Origin of the sequence: Providencia sp., assembly GCF_052096715.1 — a bacterium.
In the GTDB taxonomy this organism is placed as follows: Bacteria; Pseudomonadota; Gammaproteobacteria; order Enterobacterales; family Enterobacteriaceae; genus Providencia.
In genome coordinates this window covers 66,671-87,819 of sequence record NZ_JBQDNB010000013.1, presented here as the reverse complement: position 1 = coordinate 87,819, position 21,149 = coordinate 66,671, and the positions used below count along the sequence as shown (strand labels likewise).

The following is a 21,149-nucleotide window of genomic DNA, read 5'->3' as shown; positions in this document are numbered from 1 at the left end:
TGTCCGCTAAAAAACAGTTCATGAGATAAATGATAAAATTAAGGTAAGTTCTGTAGTTTATAAGTTCAAATTATTATTGAAAGGGAAGTTAATTTATTAGTAATAACAATATACAACCTTTTTTATGCGAAAAGTATTATTTAATTAAATCTTAATTTTAAATAACACATAAAGTAGAGTGAATTTAGCAATAGATTTGCGTTATTAAATAGGTTTTAAGAGACTCTTATTAAAAGAAAAATTTAAACATATTAGTATGTAAAATCATTATTCTTTTTAGTGGGGGTGGGTTTACCTATTTGAGCATTCTAGATTTTTTATTCCCTCATCTATCTGTCTTCCTGAGTGAAATTTAACCTTTTTAATCAATTATTTCGTATTAATTCACAATTTATCAACTAATTGAATGATTATGTAATCATATAAGCTATATAATAATCTATACTGACAATCTTGAGAGAAAAACGAGTCTGTTAGGATACATTTGTTCATTATGTGCTCTTCTTATAGCTGTAAATAATCAATGTTTTAATAAATTACATTGCGCTATATAATAATTCGAAGTAAATCTGTGGTGATGTGGCAGTAGGGATCTAGAGTGAACTATAAAAAAATCGATAATTTAATAACTGAAATTCTTAACCATTTGTCTACGTTGACACTAAAATCGGAACAATACACTCGCTTTGTTTGGCAGCTCGATGGGCAGTTGTCATTTCCAGGCTTAGTGTGGTTGTCTGAGCAATCTTGTTATCCACAATTCTACTGGTATCAACGTACGGGCGCTGAAGAATGCAGTGCGGTTGGTATGGTCAAATCTTTCAATATTACTGCTGATGCAGAACAATTCCTCTCTCAGTATCCAGATACTGCGGATGTGCGCCTGTGGGGCTTAAATGGTTGGAATGCGGTGGGTGAAGGTCTTTCGCAAGAGATTAAACAGCAGGCAACATTTTGTTTTCTTCCGCGTTTAGAAATTTTCAGGTCGCGTTCAAATGTCACCGTGAGTCTTAATATTGATGGTGAGGAGGATAGACTCAACGCTATTGCATTTTTACAACAATTAAAGCCCACTTCGCAGACCACGCTTTCACTGTCTGCCAATATTATTGCTCAAGAACATATTCCCGAACATGATGAATGGTGTTCTTTATTAACCAGCGCTATTGATGATATGAAAGCGGGGAAAATGGAAAAGGTAGTGATGGCGCGTGAAACCAAACTGACGTTATCCAATCCAATTTCAGCGGCTGAATTTTTGTATATTAGTCAGCAAGTTAATCATCATTGCTATCATTTCATGATGGCTTTTAATCAATACTCTGGTTTTATCTCATCAACACCTGAGCGGCTTTATTTGCGCCAAGGTGCACAGCTGAATTCTGAAGCACTCGCAGGAACCGTTGCAAATCATACCGACGATATTATTGCCGCAGAAAATGCAAAATGGTTGATGGAAGATAATAAAAATCAACATGAAAATTTAGTGGTCGTTGATGATATTTGCCAGCAATTACAGGGCGCAGTAACAGGTATCGATGTTTCATCTGCAAAAGTGATCCGCCTACGTAAAATTCAACATTTATATCGTTCGATTTCGGCAACCTTGATATCACCCTCTGACAGTGATTGTTTACAACGTTTGCAACCTACCGCTGCGGTTTGCGGTTTGCCAAGAACAGTAGCACGTGATTTCTTAGCTAAAAATGAATCATTTTCGCGAGAGTGGTATGCAGGAACCGGCGGCTTCATGAGTTTGAATAAGAGTGAGTTTGCTGTTTCTTTACGCTGCGCAAAAATTAAAGGTACCCAAGTTTCTCTCTATTCTGGGGCAGGGATCGTGAGTGGTTCAGATCCTGAGCAAGAATGGGACGAAATTGAAAATAAAGCGGCAGGGCTTAAGTCATTGCTAGAACATAACTAAATCTATAAATTAAAAACCATAAAGTAAAAGTGGTTATTTTCTTTTATTTTCAACTAGTTCATCAAAAATTGTTTTGAGATCAAGAAATATTTATCAACCGGACTAAACTAGTTGATAATAAACAATCTGCCGAGCACATTATGTCGAATTCTGCTTTTAATATACGTTGGGCTGAGATCATTGTTGAAGCACTTGCCCGTCATGGTATGAAACACGTCTGTATTGCACCAGGGTCACGTTCAACGCCCTTGACCCTCGCGGCAATCAGTAATAGTAAGCTCCATTGCCATACGCATTTTGATGAACGGGGTTTAGGTCATCTTGCGTTAGGTCTTGCGAAAGCAAGCTCAGAGCCTGTGGGTGTCATTGTCACATCAGGAACAGCGGTGGCTAATCTTTATCCTGCGTTAATTGAAGCAGGACTGACTGGTGAGAAAGTTGTTTTTTTAACTGCGGATAGACCGCCTGAATTGATCGACTGTGGGGCTAATCAAGCCATTCGGCAGACACACATTTTTGCTTCTCATCCTTCCCAAAGCTTAATGCTTCCTAGACCAACCAAAGATATTAGTGCTAAGTGGCTTGTTACTGCTATTGATAATGGCATGAATCAGTTACTGCATGGCGGTTTTCATATTAATTGCCCGTTTGCAGAACCTTTATATGGTGATACTGATGGCGAGTATGAATGGCAAAAAACACTGGGTGATTGGTGGACATCAAACCATCCTTGGTTAATTGAACCACCAACAAACTCAGTCGCATTGGTCGCTGATTGGTATTTTTGGCGACAAAAAAAAGGCGTTGTGATTGCGGGTCGCATGAGTGCAAGCGATGGTGAGTTAGTTAATCAGTGGGCGCAACAACTTGGTTGGCCAATAATTGGTGATATTTTATCTCAGACTGGGCAACCTTATCCGTGCGCAGATCTCTGGTTACAACACCCACTCGCTCAAGAACGGTTAAAACAAGCTGAACTTGTTGTTCAATTTGGCTCTAGTTTAACGGGTAAAAGGTTGTTGCAGTGGCAATCTGAATGTCAGCCACAAGAGTATTGGCTTATTGATTCGATTGCTGGGCGCTTAGATCCTGCGAATCATAATGGACGCAAATTAACCTGTTCAATTAAGGGCTGGATAGAAAATCATCCCGCACAGCCACGCAGTTTGTGGTGTGATGATTTACCTCAATTGGCAGAAAAAGCACAGCAATTAGTGAAATCTCAATTACAAGGTCAGTATTCTGAAGCCGCTATTGCTCATCAACTTCCTGAATTATTACCGCCAAAAGGTCAGCTATTTGTTGGTAATAGTTTAATTGTTCGATTGATTGATGCCTTAGCTCAATTACCAATTAGTTATCCGGTTTATAGTAATCGCGGCGCCAGTGGTATCGATGGTCTCATTTCCACCATGGCAGGTGTACAGCGCGCTAAAGCAAGACCTACACTGGGTATTGTTGGTGACATTTCAGCGCTCTATGATTTAAATAGCCTTGCATTGTTACGTGAGCCCTCAGCGCCAACCGTCTTGATTGTGGTGAATAATAACGGTGGGCAAATTTTTTCAATGCTACCTACCGCTGATGAGGCAAGGCAGAAATATTATTGCATGCCGCAAAATGTGAGTTTTGAGCCAGCAGCAAAAATGTTTGGACTGCAATATTGTGCACCAACAGATTGGCTGACATTAAAAGATACGATTCAACAATTTTGGCATAATCAATATGGAACATTATTAGTTGAATTAGTTGTTGATGGTGATGAAGGGGCCAGAACACTGAAGAAACTACTTGAAGATGTGGTCAGTTTTTGATGTTAGCAGCTCATCAATATAATACGGACAAAAAATCACCTTGGCTTATTTGGTTACACGGATTACTCGGTAGCGCGGCTGATTGGCAACCTATTATTGCACATTGTAGTGATCACCCATCTTTAGTGGTTGATTTACCCGGTCACGGTGATTCACAGGTTTTTGGCTGTGATAGTTTTAGCCATTTTGACCAGCAACTCAGTGCACTTTTACAGCACTATAATATAAAAGAATATTATTTGATCGGTTATTCATTGGGCGCAAGACTTGCTATGCATTATGCTTGTTTTCAGCCCGCTGAAGGGCTTAAAGGGCTTGTGATTGAAGGGGGAAACGTGGGTTTAATTGATAACCAAGAACGTTTAGCCCGCAATAAGCACGATCATCTTTGGGCGCAGCGCTTTCGCCAAGAACCGATTGAACAGGTATTAAAGGGGTGGTATCAGCAAGGCGTTTTTGCTGATTTAACCTCCTCTCAGCGTCAACAATTAATTGCATTACGTAGTTTGAATAACCCACAAAGGGTCGCGGATATGTTGGAAAATACATCATTATCTAAGCAACCTTTTCTTGTGGATAAACTACAACAGCTAACCGTCCCATATTGTTACTTTTGTGGCGAAAGGGATCAAAAATTTCGAAGCGTTTCGCAACAATACGCATTGCCGTTAACGCTGATTGCAAATGCAGGGCATAATGCTCATCGGGAAAATCCGCAAAGCTATGCAACTGCACTTCACTATTTTTTATCACACTGTGGTTAAAGGAACTTGATAATGATGTATCCGAGCGAAGAAAAATTGTATGCCCCGATTGAATGGAAAGATTGCTCTGAAGGATTTGATGATATTTTATATCACAAGTCTCCAGAGGGTATTGCCAAAATCACCATTAATCGTCCTCAAGTCCGTAATGCTTTTCGCCCACAGACTGTCAAAGAAATGATCCAAGCATTATCAGATGCACGCTATGACGATAACATTGGGACTATTATTCTAACGGGTGAAGGCGAGAAAGCTTTCTGCGCAGGTGGTGACCAGAAAATTCGTGGTGACTACGGCGGGTACCGTGATGAAAGTGGTACCCATCATTTAAATGTATTAGATTTCCAACGCCAAATTCGAACTTGTCCAAAACCGATTGTTGCAATGGTCGCAGGTTTTGCTATTGGTGGTGGTCACGTATTGCATATGATGTGCGATCTCACTATTGCAGCAGAGAATGCAGTATTTGGTCAAACGGGTCCTAAAGTCGGTTCTTTTGATGGTGGTTGGGGGGCTTCTTATATGGCTCGCATCGTAGGTCAAAAGAAAGCGCGTGAAATTTGGTTCCTGTGCCGTCAATATGATGCTAAAGAAGCTTTAGATATGGGCTTAGTTAATACTGTTGTGCCTAATGCTGACTTAGAAAAAGAAACTGTCCGTTGGTGCCGTGAAATGTTAGAAAATAGCCCAATGGCGCTGCGCTGTTTGAAAGCGGCTTTAAATGCAGACTGTGATGGTCAAGCAGGGTTACAAGAGCTCGCTGGTAATGCAACTATGTTGTTCTACATGACAGAAGAAGGTCAGGAAGGACGTAATGCATTTAATGAGAAACGTGCCCCTGATTTTTCTAAATATAAGCGTAATCCATAATGCGTAAAGCGACACTTTATTCATTCAGCCTGCCAATGGAGGCAGGCATTATCCTTCGTTATCAACGACTGAAAACCCGCGATGGGCTACTGGTCTGTTTACAGGATGGGGATAGCGAAGGTTGGGGAGAGATTTCACCTCTACCTGAGTTTAGTCAAGAAACCTTAGCAGATGCTACTGCCAATGTGATTGATTGGCTAAATGAATGGGTAAGTAACGGTAATATCTCTGATAGCTTATTGCCATCAGTGGCCTTCGGTTGCAGTTGTGCATTAGCTGAATTGACCGGAAAATTGCCTCAACAAGCGAATTATCGTAAAGCGCCTTTGTGTAGTGGCGATCCTGATGATTTGATTTTAAGCCTTGCAGCAATGGATGGCGACAAAGTCGCGAAGGTGAAGGTTGGGCTATATGAAGCGGTTCGTGATGGCATGGTCGCAAATATATTGCTTGAAGCCGTTCCCGAACTAAAACTACGTTTGGATGCGAACCGCAGTTGGACTCGCGCAAAAGCGGATGGTTTTGCTAAATATATTAATCCTGAATATCGTGACCGTATTGCTTTTCTTGAAGAGCCTTGTAAAACCCGTGAAGAATCTTTGCAATTTTCCGCAGAGACTGGCATCGCTATCGCATGGGATGAAAGTGTTCGTGAAGCCGACTTTAAAGTTGAAGCATTACCAGGTGTTGCTGCTATCGTGATAAAACCTACATTGACGGGAAGTTTATCTTATTGTCAGTCTTTAATCGAAGAAGCTCATCGATTGGGCTTACAAGCGGTTATTAGCTCATCAATTGAAACCAGTTTTGGTTTGACTCAACTTGCTCGCATCGCAGACTGGCTGACACCTGATACGATACCAGGGCTAGATACCGTCTCTTTAATCCAATCCCAATTAGTACGTCCGTGGCCACAATGTGAAATTCCAGTGCAACAATTAGATGAATTGACAATTGTATGGCAGAAGTAGTCCATTTTACAGACTGGCCATGGCAACACTGGGCCAGTCTTCAACCTGATACTATTGCATTAGTCACAGATACTGAGCGTTATACTTGGCGTTCATTCAGTGAGCACGTTTATCAATTAGCCGCGTACTTTGCTCGCCAAGGTTTACAAAAGCATCAAGCCGTTATTTTGCGAGGTAAAAACAGTGTTGAACTGTTATTGAGCCAACTCGCCATCATTGCTAGTGGCGCACGCGTATTACCTCTTAATCCGCGTTTACCGGATAGGTTACTTGATGAATTACTGCCACACCTTAATATTGATTTTGTGATTGATTTTGTGATTGATTTTGATGGTTTGGGTACGCTAACGAAAGATTATCCCACTTTAGAATATTCCAATTTTTTATTATTTACTGCAAATGATGATTTTCAGTTGATGCAATATACTGAAGCATTAAACCTGCCAGCAACACTGATTTTGACTTCAGGTTCAACTGGCTTACCTAAAGCGGCGGTTCACCATGTTACAGCGCATTTGAATAGTGCGGAAGGTGTTATTAACGTGATGAATTACCAGCAACAAGATTGTTGGTTGCTCTCTTTGCCTTTATTTCACGTTTCAGGACAAGGTATCATTTGGCGATGGTTATTACGTGGTGGTGGTCTTTCAATTATGACTCGTCCATTAATTGAAGCCTTACAAAAAGCCACGCATGCATCGTTAATTCCAACTCAGTTGTGGCGCTTACTTAATCAAGACACTGCCCCTGACACTGCGTTAAAAGAAGTTTTGCTCGGTGGTGCGACTATTCCAACAGCCCTGACTGATTTGGCAGCAAGCCGTGATATTGTCTGCTGGAGTGGTTATGGCATGACAGAAATGGCATCTACCGTTTGCGCTAAGCGTGCCGATGGTAAAAAAGGTGTCGGTATTGCGCTAAAAGGTAAGCAAGTGCGTATCGTTAATGATGAAATCCAAATTCAATCATCGAGTCAAGCAATGGGGTATTGGTTTGATGGCGAAATTAAGCCCTTAAAATGTACAGAGGGTTGGTTCCAAACCAATGATAAAGGCGCATTTATTGAAAACGAATACCAAATATTAGGTCGTTTAGATAACGTATTTATCAGCGGTGGGGAATGCGTGCAGCCAGAAGATATCGAAGCCATTATTAATAGCCATCCCAAAGTTGTACAAAGTTTTGTTATTCCTATTGATGACGCTGAATTTGGTCAACGCCCTGTGGCTGTTATTGAGCTTGATGATAGTGAGGAATTGAATGACATTGCTGCATGGTTAAAAGATAAGGTCGCGCCTTATCAATATCCTATGGCTTATTATCGTCTAGCTAATGAATTAAAGGCGAGTGGAATTAAAGTTTCCCGACAACAAATCAAAAACTGGCTATTAAAAGAAAGCGAGTAAAACTTGAAATTGCTCGGTTGCTTTGCGTCATGAATGGAAGAAATTGAAAATCAGGCTCTATTTTTAGAGCCTGATAATTAATATTTAAGCATTACTTCAGTGCATTCAACGCTTTTTCAACACCAGCACCATATTCAGGATGGACTTGTTTGAATAATGCAATTTGACGTACTTGTGTCGTCTCAGTAGCATCAATTAGTTCACCTGCGATACGTTGGAACATACGTTGGTGTTCTGCATCGTCTAATAGTTCATACAATGCTCGTGGCTGGCTGAAATAGTCTTGGTCTTCACGATGATCCCAATGGTCAGCAGCACCTTCAATAGATAATGGCGGCTCACTATAATCAGGTTGTTCTTGGAATAAACCAGCTTCATTTGGTTCGTAGGTAACGTTATTGCCACTGTTACCATCAACACGCATTGCGCCATCACGGTGATAATTATGGAATGGACAACGTGGTGCATTTACTGGGATCTGATGGTGGTTAACTCCGAGGCGATAACGATGTGCATCACCATAAGAGAATAAGCGGCCTTGTAACATTCTATCTGGTGAGAAACCAATTCCAGGGACGATATTGGCTGGACTAAATGCGGCTTGTTCAACATCAGAGAAATAGTTATTTGGATTACGGTTAAGTTCGAAATAGCCGACATCAATTAATGGATAATCTTTATGTGGCCAAACTTTAGTCAAATCAAATGGGTTATAAGGCACTTGCGATGCTTCTTTCTCTGGCATGATTTGGACTTGTAAATTCCAACGTGGAAAATCATTTTTTTCAATAGACTCAAACAGGTCACGTTGGGAGCTTTCCCTATCTTTAGCAACGATTTGCTCTGCTTGTTCATCGGAGAGGTTTTTAATGCCTTGTTGGCAACGGAAATGGAATTTTACCCAGTAACGTTCATTGTTGCTATTGATGAAGCTATAAGTATGGCTACCAAAACCATGCATGTTACGGTAGCTTTGTGGAATGCCCCTGTCACTCGCATCAATGGTTAATTGGTGTAAAGACTCAGGTAATTGGGAGAAGAAAGCCCATTTGTGTTCCATGGTGCGTAAGTTAGAGCGCGGATCGCGTTTTACCACATGGTTTAAATCTGGGAATTTTAAAGGGTCACGGAAATAGAAGACAGGCGTGTTGTTACCCACCATATCCCAATTTCCCTCTTCTGTATAAAACTTGAGGGCAAAGCCGCGAATATCACGTTCGGCATCAGCTGCACCACGTTCACCCGCAACAGTTGAGAAGCGTGCAAACATCTCTGTTTTTTTACCGACTTCTGAAAAAATCTTAGCACGGGTATATTGAGAAATATCATGGGTGACGGTAAAAGTCCCAAAAGCGCCTGAACCTTTAGCATGCATACGTCGTTCTGGGATGACCTCACGATCAAAATGGGCTAATTTTTCTAAAAACCAAACATCTTGTAACAACATTGGACCGCGTTTACCTGCTGTCATAACATTATTGTTATTGGCAACTGGTGCTCCAGAGGCGGTAGTAAGACCTTTTTTTGTCATCATATGCTCCATTGCTTTGGATTTATAAACTGTATAAAAGTAATTAACTAGTTAATTTTCTTGTGATAATTAATATTATTTACTATAAAAAACGCATGATTTAGTATAGTAAGTATTAAATTAATAATCTAATCAGAACAACCAATTACTGCAATTAAGGTAACAAGACAGTCTTTTACGTTCTATTGGGTGTTGTAATAGTATATACCCTTTATAAAAACATGGTTATAGGTTAAATAGTGAATTTATCGTGCTTTTATCATGTTGATTGCGTAAATCTTGGTAAGAATGACTGAGAAAAAAGATAAAATCGCGTAGTATCCCTACGTAATAATATAATGAGGATAATAATTATGCGTAAAGTTTTACTTATCGTCGCTGCAACGACCCCACTTTTTTGGGGAACAGCACATGCAGTTTCAGTTAGCGCTCAAGCGGGTAAACACTATACTGAATTAGATGCAAGCCTTGGTAATCGTAATGCGGGCCTGGCTTTGAATGGCTCATGGGCACGTAGTGATCATGATGGTCAGCTCGGTAGCGTTGGTGCAACATTTGGTTTGCCAGTAGGTCCGTTTGCTGCTTATGTTGGGGGAAAAGCATTATATTTATCACCTGATAACAATAGCAACGGTGCTGCACTTGCTGTAGGTGGTGGATTAAACTGGCAAGCATTGCCTTCGCTCAACATTTATGGTGAAGCATATGGTGCGCCAGAATCCCTGACATCTGGCAGTAAATCCTATGTTGAAGCTAAAGCAGGGGCGCGCTATACCGTATTTAAACCATTATCTATTGATGCAGGTTATCGTGTAATAGAAATGAAAGGCACACATAATAAGTCTAACGAGAAAATTGCAGATGGACTGTACCTTGGTGCGGGTCTCTCATTTTAATTTGTTTTATCTTGTAGACTATAAGCTATTTAGGATTGCCAAAGGGCATACTTATGTATGCACTTTTGGTAACTTTCGTTACGGCTTAGCTACAGTGTGACTTTTTTGAAAAATAATTAAGCTTAGTAATTTGAAATAAAAAAATACCCCAAAGATTGAAAACAATTTTGGGGTATTTTTTATAGTATCAATAGTTAATTCAAACTAGCCTACATTGGGCAAATATCCTGCCACAATTGAAAATTGGATAGCGATTACGGCGAAACCACATAATAGAACTAGCGCTAATATAGGGAAGCCGCCTTTAACTTGGTATTGACCTTTAGCTTCAACTTTTCGAACTCGCATTGTTAATAATGCAGGAATAATCAGTGCTAATACAGATAGTGCAACGGCGGCATAAGTTAACGCCTGAACAAAGCTACTGAAAAATAGCGCTGCTAATAATGGTGGAACGAAGGTGAGCAAGCCTGTTTGCACACGGCCTATTAAACGATTACTACGTTTGAAAAGGTCTGCGAGATAATCAAATAAACCTAAAGCCACACCTAAGAATGAAGTTGCTAGTGCTAAATCCATAAATAGGCTGACTGCAATATTCACTTTTGGTGCTGAAACAACATCACGGATCGCGGTTAATAAACCGTTTAATCCAGACTCTTGGGCGAGAATACCCATGAAGGTGCTTGATGGAATTGAGCCTAATGTGGCAATTTGCCATAAAATATAAGCAACTAATGGAATCGCACTACCAGTGAGGAAAATCATCCGTAATTTACGAACATCCCCATTCATGTAGTTGACTAAGCTTGGCACGCTGCCATGGAAGCCGAAAGAGGTGAAAATAACCGGTACAGCAGCAAGTAGCAGGCCTTTTTCAAGTGGCATGGTACTCAAATTGACAGCTTCAGCATGAGGCATCATAACGACAAGCATGATAACTAAAAAAATAGTTTTTGCTGTAAATAGTATTCTATTAATAAAATCAACAGAGTGCGTGCCAACACATACAACAGCGCCCCCAACAAGGGTAAATAGAACAATTGCAGTATTCGTTGAGACCTTGATACCCCACCAAGAAGACAAACTATCTGAGATTAGGACACCCGCCCCACCAATATAAGCGGTAGTTAGTGCATACATTAATAGCAGCATACTCAGACCTGTCGCGAGTTGACCCGCAGGGCCAAGATATTTTTTTGCGATAGTCCCTAAACCCATATTGGCAGGATTATGTTGATAAACCTCTACCAGTAATAATGAGGTATAACTCATTAACATCCATAACCCAATAAGTAAACAGACGATACCTGTAAAACCTACACCTGCAGCGGCAAGCGGCATTGCCAACATCCCTGCGCCTATTGTTGTTCCTGCAACGATTAACACACTGCCAAGAGTACGATTCTTCACAAGTTCCTCTGATTGAATTCGATATATTAATTTGCCAAGCAGATTATGCGATTGTGATTAACCTGTCAAATCAAAAGTACAGGTGGTGTAATATTATGTTTACACTTGTATGATATAAATAATAGTGAGTTTTAAAAAGCATTAATAATATAAAAAAATGGCAAGGATAAATATTAATATAAATTATGAATTAAGATGATTAAAGGTAAATTTCAAGAGGGGAAAATGTTATCAGGTATGATTTAATTGCTTGATTTTACTTGAATTTAATTTTAACAGAGCAGTATGGCAGTTACTTAAGTTGAATTTTGTGACAGTGGCTAAAAAAAGACCTTAAAAATAAAATTAAATTCATTTTTAAATTATCATAAATCAAATTCACGCTTCAATATCATCCGGATAATGTATAGAAACCTATATATAAGGATGGAACTATGGACTTTATGATTCAGCTTGCCATTATTCTCGTTTGCTTGTTCTACGGGGCAAAGAAAGGGGGAATGGCATTGGGGCTTTTGGGTGGTGTCGGCCTCGTTATACTTGTCTTTGGGTTCGGTTTGCCGCCAGGAAAACCGCCTGTAGACGTCATGCTCGTAATTATTGCTGTTGTTGCAGCATCAGCAACTTTACAAGCATCAGGCGGTTTGGATGTCATGCTGCAAATTGCAGAACGACTATTACGTAAAAATCCAAAATACATCTCTATTGTGGCACCATTTGTGACTTGTATCTTAACCATGTTGTGCGGTACTGGGCATGTGGTATATACAATTTTGCCAATTATCTATGATGCGGCTATTAAAAATAATATTCGTCCAGAAAGACCAATGGCAGCCAGTAGTATTGGGGCTCAAATGGGGATCATTGCCAGCCCAGTATCAGTGGCTGTGGTATCACTAGTCGCGATGCTAAATGGAGTGACAATTAATGGGCAATCCCTTGAGTTTCTAGATTTACTTGCAATCACTATTCCATCAACTCTACTTGGTATTTTAGCTATTGGTATTTTTAGCTGGTTCAGAGGGAAAGATCTCGATAAAGACCCGGTGTTCCAAGAGTTTATATCTGTACCGGAAAATCATGATTATGTATACGGCGGAAGTGTCACTTTACTGAATACAAAATTACCTAAGATTAATTGGGTGGCAATGTGGATATTCTTGGGCTCTATTGCTGTTGTCGCATTGCTTGGTGCATTCACTGAATTGAGACCGTTAATTAATGGCAAGCCATTATCAATGGTACTTGTTATTCAGATGTTTATGTTATTAGCTGGTGCATTGATCATTATTGTTTGTAAAACGAACCCAGCACAAATATCTAAGAATGAAGTCTTTCGCTCAGGGATGATTGCTATCGTTGCGGTATATGGTATCGCTTGGATGGCTGAAACCATGTTCGGCGCGCACATGGATGAAATCAAAGGCACTTTAGGAGCATTAGTCAAAGACTTCCCTTGGGCTTATGCCATTGTTCTATTGTTAGTGTCTAAGTTTGTTAACTCCCAAGCGGCAGCTTTGGCTGCGGTAGTTCCTATCGCTTTGGGCATTGGCGTTGATCCTGCTTATATTATTGCATCTGCTCCTGCCTGTTATGGTTATTATATTTTACCGACATATCCAAGCGATCTCGCTGCTATCCAGTTTGACCGTTCGGGTACAACACGTATCGGTAAATATGTTATTAATCACAGCTTTATTTTACCGGGATTGATTGGTGTCGGTGTATCCTGCGTCTTTGGTTGGGTATTTGCTGCGATGTATGGCTATTTGTAAAAGAAAGGCGAAATAGAGTTGTTTTGGTAAAATAACTGCGATTGCACAATTTAATATGACAATGACATTATTATATTAAAGATAAACGGTGCAATCGCGGTATTAATATAGATTTAGAAGAGCTAACCGATTTCAATATCTGAAAGGGGCTGGCAACAACAGGGCAGTATTTCACCTTCTTGAACATAGGCGAGGGGCTTATGTTTATACCCCACTTTTCCTTTGTGTAACGTCACTCGGCATGAACCGCAGTAGCCTTCACGGCACTGATATTCAGCCGGAATACGACTATCTTCAAGTGCTTCCAATAAACAAGAGTGAACGTCAGCATGGTAGGGGATCTGCACACCCTGCGTTAAACGCAGGGTGACTTTATGACTTGCCATAATTAGAGTTCGAAATCACTCAGATCGTCGGTATCAACTTGAGAGTCAATTTGGCCGACTAAATAAGAACTGACTTCAACTTCTTGTGGCGCCACTTGAACGTTATCTGAAACTAGCCAAGCGTTAATCCATGGGATCGGATTTGAACGACCTTCAAATGGTAATTTGAGTCCAACAGCTTGCATACGAATATTGGTAATATATTCAACATACTGGCAAAGTATGTCTTTATTTAAACCAATCATCGAGCCTTCGCTAAATAGGTATTCAGCCCACTCTTTTTCTTGCTCTGCCGCATTAACAAATAATTGATAACACTCTTGTTCACATTCAGCTGCAATTTCTGCCATCTCTGGGTCATCTTGACCTGAACGAAGCAAATTCAGCATATGCTGTGTACCTGTGAGGTGAAGAGCTTCATCACGAGCAATCAGTTTGATGATTTTTGCATTACCTTCCATTAATTCGCGTTCTGCGAAAGCAAAGGAACAAGCAAAACTGACATAAAAACGGATAGCTTCAAGAGCATTAACACTCATTAAGCACAGATACAGCTGCTTTTTCAGTGCGCGCAGTGAAACAACTACTTGTTTACCATTACAAGTATGAGTACCTTCACCAAACATGTGGTAATAGTTAGTCATCTCAATAAGTTTGTCATAGAAAGATGAGATATCTTTTGCGCGCTTGAGTATTTCTTCATTCTCGACAATATCATCGAAAATGATTGCTGGGTCATTAACGATATTACGAATGATATGCGTGTATGAACGAGAGTGAATAGTCTCTGAAAATGACCAAGTTTCAATCCATGTTTCTAATTCAGGAATTGAAATTAGAGGCAAAAGTGCCACATTAGGGCTGCGACCTTGAATTGAGTCAAGCAGCGTTTGGTATTTCAAATTACTAATAAAAATATGTTTTTCATGATCTGGCAATGCGTTGTAGTTGATACGGTCGCGAGACACGTCAACTTCTTCCGGACGCCAGAAAAATGACAATTGTTTTTCAATCAATTTCTCAAAAATAGGATATTTTTGCTGATCGTAGCGTGCAACGTTAACAGGCTGGCCGAAAAACATCGGCTCCTGTAGTTGATCATTCTTAGTTTGAGAAAAAGTCGTATATGTATGTGACATAACCATTCCTATTAAATTTTACACGCGCCGCCTTCACAATCGGAATCCGCTGACTCAACAACTTCTTCCAGATCGCCTTGAACATCATCCGCGCCATCGCGAGTGTTGTGATAGTAAAGTGTTTTCACACCAAACTTATAGGCGAGCAATAAATCTTTTAGCAATTGGTTCATTGGTACTTTGCCGCTCGAAAAGTGAGTTGGGTCATAGTTTGTATTGGCCGAAATCGATTGATCGATAAATTTCTGCATAATACCAACGAGTTGCAAATAGCCGCTATTTGATGGCATTTGCCATAATAGCTCATAAGCACCTTTTAGGTTTTCGTAGTCAGGAACAACTTGACGCAAAATACCATCTTTCGATGCCTTAATACTGATATAGCCACGTGGTGGCTCAATACCATTGGTTGCGTTAGAAATCTGAGATGATGTTTCTGAAGGCATCAATGCAGATAATGTTGAGTTACGCAGACCGTGTTGCTGAATATCTTTGCGTAGTGTTTCCCAATCATAATGCAATGGCTCATTAGTTAATTTATCGAGGTCTTTTTTATAAGTATCGATAGGCAAAACGCCTTGTGAATAAGTCGTTTCGTTAAACCATGGGCAAGCGCCTTGTTCTTTGGCTAATTCATTAGAGGCTTTCAACAGGTAATATTGAATGGCTTCGAATGTTTTATGTGTCAAATTATTTGCACTACCGTCGGAATAGCGAACTCCATGCTTAGCTAAATAGTAAGCATAGTTAATCACACCAATACCGAGGGTACGGCGACCCATTGAACCTTTTTGAGCAGCAATAATTGGATAATCTTGATAGTCGAGTAGGGCATCCAATGCACGTACAGCTAGTACTGCAAGCTCTTCTAATTCATCAAGGTTACTAATTGCGCCGAGATTAAATGCAGACAATGTACAAAGTGCAATCTCACCATTCTCATCATTAATATTATTTAATGGCTTAGTCGGTAGTGCGATTTCTAAACAGAGATTCGACTGACGTACAGGCGCAACTTGTGGGTCAAAAGGACTATGCGTATTACAATGGTCAACGTTTTGAATATAGATACGACCCGTTGATGCACGTTCTTGCATCATTAGTGAAAATAGTTCGACAGCTTTAATGCTTGATTTACGAATATTTTCATCTTGTTCATAGCTGACATAAAGGCGCTCAAATTCATCTTGATCCGCAAAGAAAGCTTCGTAAAGGCCTGGAACATCTGAAGGACTAAATAACGTAATGTTTTGGTTTTTAATTAAACGCTCATACATTAATTTATTGAGTTGCACACCATAGTCCATATGACGGACACGGTTACCTTCAACACCACGGTTATTTTTTAAAACGAGCAGGCTTTCAACTTCTAAATGCCAAATTGGATAAAATAGTGTTGCAGCACCACCACGAACGCCACCTTGTGAACATGATTTCACGGCAGTCTGAAAATGTTTATAAAAAGGAATACAACCTGTATGGAATGCTTCACCACCACGGATTGGGCTACCTAATGCACGAATACGTCCTGCATTAATGCCGATTCCGGCACGTTGTGATACGTATTTCACAATAGCGCTGGAGGTTGCATTGATAGAATCTAGGTTGTCACCACACTCAATCAGTACACAAGAACTGAATTGACGTGTTGGTGTGCGAACACCTGCCATGATAGGTGTCGGCAATGAAATTTTGAATGTTGATACCGCATCATAGAAACGACGAATATAATCAAGGCGCGTTTCTTTTGGGTAATGTGAAAACAGGCACGCAGCAACAAGGATATATAAAAATTGTGCGCTTTCATAAATTTCGCCCGTAACGCGATTTTGGACTAAATATTTTCCTTCAAGTTGCTTAACTGCCGCATAGGAAAAATTCATATCACGCCAATGTTCAATAAAACCATCCATTTGCTCGAACTCTGCTTCGCTGTAGTCTTCTAGCAAATGCTTGTCATATTTACCCATTTCAACAAGACGTTTGACATGAGTGAACAATGCTGGTGGCTCAAATTGACCATAGGCCTTTTTACGAAGGTTAAAAATCGCTAAACGAGCGGCAAGATACTGATAGTCCGGAGTTTCTCCAGTGATCAGGTCAGCTGCGGCTTTGATCATCGTTTCATGGATATCTGAAGTTCTGATCCCGTCATAAAACTGAATCTGTGAACGCAGCTCCACTTGTGAAACAGATACGTTACTGAGGCCTTCAGCTGCCCAGGTTATTACCTTGTGGATTTTATCGAGATCGATACGTTCTTTGTGTCCATCACGTTTTGTGACTAACAGACTCTGGTTCATGAGCAAATACACCTTGGTTGGGCCACAAATAATGTCACGTAAACATAAAAAAAGCCCATGATTTGATACCATGAGTCTTGTAGCGATATGTTGGGATTAACACTATATGTAGTGGTTTGTTGATTTCACAATAACAAGATAATGTTAATACGTGATTTTATCAAGTGTACAAAATGGGGTGATCTTGTGGATAACAGTTTGGATAAGAAAACAGATCATGTCGGTAAGCTGCATGGTAAAAGGAACTAATAAAAAATATGCTTCCGACATGAAGGCTAAAATTAATTTTGTAAAGTGAGACCGTTTGCTGTTTTCTTAAACGTACCGCTTGCTATTTATTCGCTTATAGTATGTAACATATAGTTCACATCAACGTTCGGGCCTAGCGAAAACTTATCAGTTAACGGATTGAGATGTAACCCTATGATATGTTTGTCCTTTAGTTGTGTATTATCGACCCAGCTAATTAATTCTGAAGGACGAATGAATTTTTTTGCATCATGGGTTCCTTTCGGAACAATTTTCATCACATATTCAGCCGCAACAACCGCCATTAACCATGCTTTCTTATTTCGATTAATGGTTGAAAAAATAACATGGCCGCCTGGCTTAACTAATTTAGCACAAGCTCTGACCACCGATTGTGGGTCTGGGACGTGCTCAAGCATTTCCATACAGGTTACAATGTCATAAGCATGCGGATACTTATCTGCATGCTGCTCAACAGTTTCTTGTACATATTCGACAGGAATGCCTGACTCAAGAGAATGCAGGCGAGCAACCATGAGAGGATCTGCGCCCATATCTAAACCCGTCACATTTGCACCTTCTCGCGCCATACTTTCTGACAAAATACCGCCGCCACAGCCGACATCGAGTATTTTTTTGCCAAATACACCATCAACGCGTTGCATGATATAACCTAGACGTAGTGGATTAATTCGATGTAAAGGGGCAAATTCGCCTTCTAAATCCCACCAACGGGAAGCAATAGCTTCAAATTTTTCAATTTCTTGTTTATCGACATTGAGATACGCTTGGGTTTGAGTATCACTCATGAGAGGAGCTCCTATCCTATAGAGATGCCCGCAAGCTAACTTCGTAAATCTTACAAATAATAGAATCTATTTTTAGGCGCTATTATTAGAGGCTATTGTTCACTCAATTCGCAAGTTTCGGACATGTAAACTAATTTGCGACTATTATACATAGCTTGAAAGACAAATACCCACTTCTATTATTTTTATTAGAAAAGACAAATACCCGTTGCTCTTATTTTTATTAAATTGATGAATTGTGGTATAGTTCTACTCTTTGAATCCGAAGTTATGAGGGACAGTGGTTCCATGAGCGAGATTGCCAGAGAAATCACACCGGTAAATATCGAAGAAGAGCTGAAAAGTTCGTATTTGGATTATGCAATGTCCGTTATTGTCGGACGTGCGCTTCCAGATGTTCGAGATGGACTGAAGCCGGTACACCGCAGAGTACTCTTTGCGATGAATGTATTGGGAAATGATTGGAATAAACCCTATAAAAAATCTGCCCGTATAGTCGGGGACGTTATCGGTAAATACCATCCACATGGTGATAGCGCTGTTTACGAGACCATTGTTCGTCTTGCACAGCCTTTCTCTATGCGTTATATGCTGGTAGATGGTCAAGGTAACTTTGGTTCGGTCGACGGCGACTCTGCGGCTGCTATGCGTTATACGGAAATCCGTATGGCGAAAATTGCCCATGAAATGCTGGCCGATCTTGAAAAAGAAACCGTAAATTTCGTCCCAAACTATGATGGTACAGAGCAAATCCCTGAAGTTATGCCAACACGTATCCCTAGCCTATTGGTAAATGGTTCGTCAGGTATCGCTGTCGGGATGGCAACAAATATTCCTCCGCACAATTTAGGGGAAGTGATTAACGGTTGCCTTGCTTACATCGATGATGAAGATATTAGTATCGATGGCTTGATGGAGCACATTCCGGGACCTGACTTCCCAACTGCTGCTATCATTAACGGCCGTCGTGGCATTGTCGATGCTTATCGAACAGGTCGCGGTAAGGTTTATATTCGTGCCCGTGCTGAAGTTGAAGTTGATGAGAAAAATGGTCGTGAAACAATTATTGTTCACGAAATTCCTTATCAAGTGAACAAAGCACGTTTGATTGAAAAAATCGCTGAACTAGTTAAAGAAAAACGCGTTGAAGGTATCAGTGCATTACGTGACGAGTCTGATAAAGACGGTATGCGTATTGTGATTGAAATTAAACGTGATGCAGTTGGTGAAGTGGTTCTGAATAATTTATATTCATTAACACAACTCCAAGTTTCTTTCGGTATCAATATGGTTGCTTTACATCAAGGCCAACCAAAAATATTGAACTTGAAAGATATCATCGCTGCGTTTGTTCGCCATCGTCGTGAAGTCGTTACACGCCGTACTATTTTTGAACTGCGTAAAGCGCGTGACAGAGCCCACATCCTTGAAGCTCTTGCAATTGCATTGGCGAATATCGACCCAATTATCGAATTAATTCGTCAAGCATCAACACCAGCAGAAGCAAAAGCAGGTTTGATTGCTCGTTCATGGATGTTAGGTAATGTTGCTGCAATGCTTGAACGTGCAGGTGATAACGCTGCGCGCCCTGAATGGTTAGAAGACCAATTTGGTGTGCATGACGGTGAATATTTCCTGACTGAGCAACAAGCACAAGCAATTTTGGATCTGCGTCTACAAAAACTGACAGGTCTAGAGCACGAAAAATTACTGGATGAATATCGTGAACTTCTCAAACAAATTGAAGAGTTGTTATTTATTCTGACCAGTCCTGATCGTTTGATGGAAGTCATTCGTGAAGAACTCGAAGCTATTCGTGATGTTTATAATGATGCGCGTCGTACAGAAATTACTGAAAATACGGCTGATATCAATATTGAAGATCTGATTAATCAAGAAAATGTGGTTGTTACCTTATCTCACCAAGGTTATGTGAAGTATCAGCCATTGACTGATTATGAAGCGCAGCGCCGTGGTGGTAAAGGTAAATCCGCAGCACGTATCAAAGAAGAAGACTTCATTGAACGTCTATTAGTTGCTAACACTCATGACACCATATTGTGCTTCTCTAGTCGTGGTCGTTTGTACTGGATGAAGGTTTATCAGTTACCTGAAGCTAGTCGTGGTGCGCGTGGTCGTCCAATTGTTAACTTGTTACCACTTGAGCAAAACGAGCGTATTACCGCTATTTTACCTGTGCGTGAATATGAAGATGGGTACTTCGTCTTTATGGCTACTGCGAGCGGTACTGTGAAGAAAACGCCTCTGCAAGATTTCAGTCGTCCGAGAAATGGCGGGATTATTGCTGTTAACCTTAATGAGGGCGATGAGCTAATTGGTGTTGATTTAACCAATGGTTCTAACGAAGTGATGTTGTTCTCTGCTCAAGGGAAAGTTGTTCGTTTCGCTGAAGATGCTGTGCGTGCAATGGGACGTACTGCAACGGGTGTACGTGGTATTAAATTAGTGAACGATGATAAAGTTGTATCACTAATCATCCCACGCGGTGAAGGACATATCTTAACAGTAACCGAAAATGGTTACGGTAAGCGTACTGCTGAAGAAGAATACCCAACCAAGTCGCGTGCGACGCAAGGGGTAATTTCTATCAAAGTTAGCGAGCGCAATGGTCATGTTGTCGGTGCAATTCAGGCGGACGATGCCGATCAAATCATGATGATCACAGATGCAGGTACATTGGTACGTACCCGAGTTTCTGAGGTAAGCGTGGTGGGTCGTAATACTCAGGGTGTAACCTTGATTAGAACGGCAGAAAATGAAAAGGTTGTTGGCTTACAACGAGTTGCTGAGCCTGAACCTGAGGATTACATCAGTATTGCAATGAATAAATTCCTTGCAGTTATTGACGCTACATCTTAATCATTTTAAGTGGATGGCA

The 21,149-nt window shown here is 40.4% G+C and carries 15 protein-coding genes; 9 read left to right on the top strand and 6 right to left on the bottom strand.

Annotated elements, in window-relative coordinates:
- The first annotated feature begins 598 nt into the window (after nt 1-598).
- The 6 genes from ACTH6U_RS11965 to menE all read left to right on the top strand — a co-directional run bounded on the left by ACTH6U_RS11965 (nt 599) and on the right by menE (nt 7,749).
- The gene (locus ACTH6U_RS11965; RefSeq protein WP_434719161.1) at nt 599-1,924 is read left to right on the top strand and encodes an isochorismate synthase; all 1,326 of its coding nucleotides are present in this window, start codon (nt 599-601) and stop codon (nt 1,922-1,924) included.
- 140 nt (nt 1,925-2,064) lie between these two features.
- Nucleotides 2,065-3,738: a 2-succinyl-5-enolpyruvyl-6-hydroxy-3-cyclohexene-1-carboxylic-acid synthase gene (gene menD / locus ACTH6U_RS11960; RefSeq protein WP_434719160.1), complete on the top strand. Its 1,674-nt coding sequence runs from the start codon at nt 2,065-2,067 to the stop codon at nt 3,736-3,738.
- Nucleotides 3,738-4,502 carry a 2-succinyl-6-hydroxy-2,4-cyclohexadiene-1-carboxylate synthase gene (gene menH / locus ACTH6U_RS11955; RefSeq protein WP_434719159.1) on the top strand — a complete coding sequence of 255 codons (765 nt, stop codon included), beginning with the start codon at nt 3,738-3,740 and terminating at the stop codon, nt 4,500-4,502. Before menD ends, menH begins: the two co-directional genes overlap by 1 nt.
- A gap of 12 nt (nt 4,503-4,514) precedes the next feature.
- Complete coding sequence (gene menB, locus ACTH6U_RS11950; protein WP_434719158.1) at nt 4,515-5,372, top strand: 1,4-dihydroxy-2-naphthoyl-CoA synthase; 858 nt, start codon at nt 4,515-4,517, stop codon at nt 5,370-5,372.
- Nucleotides 5,372-6,343: an o-succinylbenzoate synthase gene (menC, locus tag ACTH6U_RS11945; protein ID WP_294108039.1), complete on the top strand. Its 972-nt coding sequence runs from the start codon at nt 5,372-5,374 to the stop codon at nt 6,341-6,343. The genes menB and menC overlap by 1 nt, the downstream gene beginning before the upstream one ends.
- Nucleotides 6,331-7,749, top strand: a complete 1,419-nt coding sequence (gene menE, locus ACTH6U_RS11940) for an o-succinylbenzoate--CoA ligase (protein ID WP_441832269.1) — start codon at nt 6,331-6,333, stop codon at nt 7,747-7,749. The genes menC and menE overlap by 13 nt, the downstream gene beginning before the upstream one ends.
- Nucleotides 7,750-7,840: 91 nt before the next feature.
- Here menE and ACTH6U_RS11935 read toward each other — a convergent pair whose 3' ends face one another.
- Nucleotides 7,841-9,283 (bottom strand): catalase, encoded by a 1,443-nt coding sequence (locus ACTH6U_RS11935; protein WP_434719156.1) that lies wholly within the window; start codon nt 9,281-9,283, stop codon nt 7,841-7,843.
- 350 nt (nt 9,284-9,633) lie between these two features.
- Between ACTH6U_RS11935 and ACTH6U_RS11930 the strand changes: the two genes are divergently transcribed.
- Complete coding sequence (locus ACTH6U_RS11930; protein WP_294108044.1) at nt 9,634-10,176, top strand: YfaZ family outer membrane protein; 543 nt, start codon at nt 9,634-9,636, stop codon at nt 10,174-10,176.
- A 204-nt stretch (nt 10,177-10,380) separates the two neighbouring features.
- Here the strand turns inward: ACTH6U_RS11930 and tyrP are convergent, their stop codons facing one another.
- On the bottom strand, nt 10,381-11,529 hold the full coding sequence (tyrP, locus tag ACTH6U_RS11925) for a tyrosine transporter TyrP (protein ID WP_441832275.1): 1,149 nt from the start codon (nt 11,527-11,529) through the stop codon (nt 10,381-10,383).
- 494 nt (nt 11,530-12,023) lie between these two features.
- On the opposite strand from tyrP, the gene ACTH6U_RS11920 reads away from it, so the two are divergent.
- Complete coding sequence (locus tag ACTH6U_RS11920) at nt 12,024-13,364, top strand: anaerobic C4-dicarboxylate transporter (protein ID WP_294108048.1); 1,341 nt, start codon at nt 12,024-12,026, stop codon at nt 13,362-13,364.
- 122 nt (nt 13,365-13,486) lie between these two features.
- Here ACTH6U_RS11920 and yfaE read toward each other — a convergent pair whose 3' ends face one another.
- From yfaE to ubiG, 4 genes are all read right to left on the bottom strand, one after another.
- Nucleotides 13,487-13,750, bottom strand: a complete 264-nt coding sequence (gene yfaE / locus ACTH6U_RS11915) for a class I ribonucleotide reductase maintenance protein YfaE (protein WP_294108050.1) — start codon at nt 13,748-13,750, stop codon at nt 13,487-13,489.
- Nucleotides 13,751-13,752: 2 nt separating this feature from the next.
- Nucleotides 13,753-14,889: a class Ia ribonucleoside-diphosphate reductase subunit beta gene (nrdB, locus tag ACTH6U_RS11910; protein ID WP_441832268.1), complete on the bottom strand. Its 1,137-nt coding sequence runs from the start codon at nt 14,887-14,889 to the stop codon at nt 13,753-13,755.
- A gap of 11 nt (nt 14,890-14,900) precedes the next feature.
- The gene (nrdA, locus tag ACTH6U_RS11905) at nt 14,901-17,192 is read right to left on the bottom strand and encodes a class 1a ribonucleoside-diphosphate reductase subunit alpha (RefSeq protein ID WP_294108054.1); all 2,292 of its coding nucleotides are present in this window, start codon (nt 17,190-17,192) and stop codon (nt 14,901-14,903) included.
- A gap of 335 nt (nt 17,193-17,527) precedes the next feature.
- Entirely contained in the window at nt 17,528-18,250 is a 723-nt protein-coding gene (gene ubiG, locus ACTH6U_RS11900) for a bifunctional 2-polyprenyl-6-hydroxyphenol methylase/3-demethylubiquinol 3-O-methyltransferase UbiG (protein ID WP_294108056.1), read from the bottom strand.
- 288 nt (nt 18,251-18,538) lie between these two features.
- On the opposite strand from ubiG, the gene gyrA reads away from it, so the two are divergent.
- Entirely contained in the window at nt 18,539-21,130 is a 2,592-nt protein-coding gene (gene gyrA / locus ACTH6U_RS11895; protein WP_294108058.1) for a DNA topoisomerase (ATP-hydrolyzing) subunit A, read from the top strand.
- The last annotated feature ends 19 nt before the right edge of the window (nt 21,131-21,149 follow it).